This is a genomic window from Pseudomonas sp. R62, from assembly GCF_000257605.1.
Taxonomy (GTDB): domain Bacteria; phylum Pseudomonadota; class Gammaproteobacteria; order Pseudomonadales; family Pseudomonadaceae; genus Aquipseudomonas; species Aquipseudomonas atacamensis.
Genome location: NZ_JH635998.1, coordinates 2,172,023 through 2,174,862, shown reverse-complemented (window position 1 = coordinate 2,174,862; position 2,840 = coordinate 2,172,023). Strand labels below are relative to the sequence as shown.

Here is a 2,840-nt window from a genome sequence, read left to right as displayed (position 1 = left end):
TTCTCTTTCTTGTACAGCTCCATCATGGCTTGCGACATTTTCTGTCGGTCATCGCCATGTTGTTCTTTCAGCGCAGCCAGTTTCGGAGCCACGGCACGCATGCGCGCCATCGATTTGTAGCTGGCGGCCGACAGCGGGAAGAAAATCCCTTTGATCAGCATGGTCAGGAAGATGATCGACCAGCCCCAGTTACCGACGATGGCGTGGATATGTTGCAGCAGCCAGAAGATCGGCTGGGCAATGAACCACAGAATGCCGTAGTCGACGGTCAGTTCCAAACCTGGGGACAACTCTTTCAGTACAGCCTGGCTTTTCGGACCGGCGTACAGCACAGCGCTGGATTCAACTTTTGCACCTGGAGCAGCGGTCAGAGTAGGACCGGTGTAACCGATGATGTAGTTGCCTTTGCTGTCTTTACGGGTCTGGACGATGTTGTTTTCGCCCTTGGCCGGAATCCACGCGGTCACGAAGTAGTGCTGCAGCCAGGCTACCCAACCACCGGTGACGGTTTCCTTGAGCTGTGCCTTGTCCATGTCCTTCATTGACACTTTCTTGTACGGCTCGGAACTTGTCCACAGGGCAGCGCCCAGGTAAGTCGCGGTGCCAGTAGCAGTGGTCGACGAAGGATCAGCGCTGGCATCGCGCTTCAACTGGGCAAACATTGCGCCGTTCCAGGGCTGAGCGCTCTGGTTATCCACAATGTAGGAGACAGCGACGTCGTACAGGCCACGTTTCAGGGTGAAACGCTTGATGTAGTTGACGCCGTCCTTGCTGAATTTAAGGTCAACGACGAGTTGATCCTGACCGTCAGCCAGTTGGTAAACCTTCTTCTCCGAGGAATAAACCGGACGACCGGCCGGGTTTGCATCCGGGCCGTTGGTACCGATCAGACCGCTTTGCGCCAGATATACACGCTCGCCGCCGTTATCGAACAGCTGGAACGGAACGTCAGGACGATCCTGACGACGTGGATACAAAGGCAGAGTCAGTTGCGCAACGTCGCCACCCTGCGGATCGATCGCCAGATCGAGCACATCGGTCTTGACCTGAATCAGATCCTTGCTGGCGGCGACCGGCGTTTCGGCAGGTGCGCTGGTATCGCTGGCGGCGCGCGGAATATCGTCACTGGCGGCATTTGTGCCAGTGGCGGTGTCCGGCAAACCGGATGTAGTCGTACTGGAAGCAACATTCTGAGTCGGCAGGGCAGCCTGGCCATAATCCTGGTTCCATTTAAGAACCATGACGTAGGACACGATTGCCAGGGCGACGATCAGGATCGTGCGTTTGATATCCATGATTACTCGGCCATCGAAGAAGAACGGGAGGTAGGGACAGGTGGAACCGGGTCATAACCACCGGGATTCCACGGATGACAGCGACCTAAACGACGAAAGGTCAGCCAGCCACCGCGCAGAAGGCCATGATTTTCAATGGCTTCATACGCGTAGCAGGAACAACTGGGGTAGAAGCGACAGTGGCTGGCCATTAAAGGACTAATGGCATAGCGATAAAACTGGATCGGAACGAGGGCCAGTTTACGCATCGGTACTGTCTACCCCTACAGTGTCGGTTTTGACTGCCGGAACGGGCTTGTTGCGTGCCAGACGCTTCCAGAGTTTGCCGAAATGCTGAATCAATTCGGGGTTTTCTACATCACCCAAACCTTTGCGCGCGACGATAACGATGTCCCAGCCGACCAGTGAATCCTGGTGCAGACGGAACGATTCGCGCATCAGACGTTTGAGGCGATTGCGCTCAACGGAGAGCTTTACGCTCTTTTTCCCGATAACCAGCCCGAGACGGGGGTGATCAAGATCGTTGTTGCGTGCAAGGAGCAGGAGATTTTTCCCCGGAACCTTGCCGGTAGGGGAGTCAAAGACTGCCTTGAAATGCCGGGGGGTAAGCAGACGCTTTTCCCGACTGAAGTCCTGACTCACCTCCAGTACCGGATTATCAAACTGCCAGACGCGCACGACCTTTGGCGCGACGACGCGACAGGACTGCGCGGCCGTTCTTGGTAGCCATGCGAGCACGGAAACCGTGGGTACGAGCGCGTTTGATAGTGCTTGGTTGGAAAGTACGTTTCATGTCGTGTTACCTGGTTCGTCCACAACGGGCCGGAATGGCCCCCGTTTTAAGAGACCGGGGATTCTAGAGAAAGCAAGCCTTCAGGTCAATTTCCAACCAGCGTTTCCTTATAAATAGATCCGGGCAGGTTTTTAGCTTGAACGCCTGTCAGCCAGATATAGAAATAAAGAAGGGAATTATTTAAAGCTTTTCTGTAAAGCTTGTAAAAGCTAGGCACGCCATCTTCTGTGGATAACTGTCATAGAGCCTTATTCCACGGGATGTACAGAGAATGACAACTACAGTGGAAAACCGTGTTCAGCCTGTGCTGCGCTATCGGATAAGCTGTGCGTGGAATGGACTGTTATCCACAGGCTGGTTATCCACCGGGTTTAGCCCCCAGTTGTCCAGTGCTCTCAGGGGAATTTATCCACAGGGCTTATTCACAAGCCGTTGGTCGCCTTTTAATGCGTTAACGCGTTGATAAATGATGGTGACGAACCTACCTGCATGTGGATAAGTGAATCGCTCGCCGCTACAATGGCCGCTTGTTTTTGCCTCACCGGCTTTCAACTTAGGGGATATCCGTGTCAGTGGAACTTTGGCAGCAGTGCGTGGAGCTTTTGCGCGAAGAGCTGCCTGCCCAACAATTCAACACCTGGATCCGTCCACTACAGGTCGAAGCCGAAGGCGACGAGTTGCGCGTTTACGCACCGAATCGTTTCGTGTTGGACTGGGTCAACGAAAAGTACCTGGGCCGCGTCCTTGAACTG

5 protein-coding genes are annotated in these 2,840 nt (G+C 54.4%); 1 reads left to right on the top strand and 4 read right to left on the bottom strand.

Going from position 1 to position 2,840, the window contains the following annotated elements:
* The 4 genes from yidC to rpmH form a co-directional block, all read right to left on the bottom strand.
* Positions 1-1,295, bottom strand: a 1,295-nt coding sequence (yidC, locus tag OQK_RS10790; RefSeq protein WP_038860848.1) for a membrane protein insertase YidC, incomplete at its 3' end; no start/stop codon positions are given.
* Between the two features lie 2 nt (positions 1,296-1,297).
* Positions 1,298-1,543, bottom strand: a complete 246-nt coding sequence (yidD, locus tag OQK_RS29195) for a membrane protein insertion efficiency factor YidD (protein WP_027901580.1) — start codon at positions 1,541-1,543, stop codon at positions 1,298-1,300.
* Complete coding sequence (gene rnpA, locus OQK_RS10785; RefSeq protein WP_038861178.1) at positions 1,536-1,937, bottom strand: ribonuclease P protein component; 402 nt, start codon at positions 1,935-1,937, stop codon at positions 1,536-1,538. Before rnpA ends, yidD begins: the two co-directional genes overlap by 8 nt.
* Before the next feature lie 16 nt (positions 1,938-1,953).
* The gene (rpmH, locus tag OQK_RS29190; protein ID WP_003213577.1) at positions 1,954-2,088 is read right to left on the bottom strand and encodes a 50S ribosomal protein L34; all 135 of its coding nucleotides are present in this window, start codon (positions 2,086-2,088) and stop codon (positions 1,954-1,956) included.
* 566 nt (positions 2,089-2,654) lie between these two features.
* On the opposite strand from rpmH, the gene OQK_RS31170 reads away from it, so the two are divergent.
* On the top strand, positions 2,655-2,840 hold a 186-nt coding region (locus tag OQK_RS31170; protein ID WP_038860846.1), incomplete at its 3' end, for a DnaA N-terminal domain-containing protein.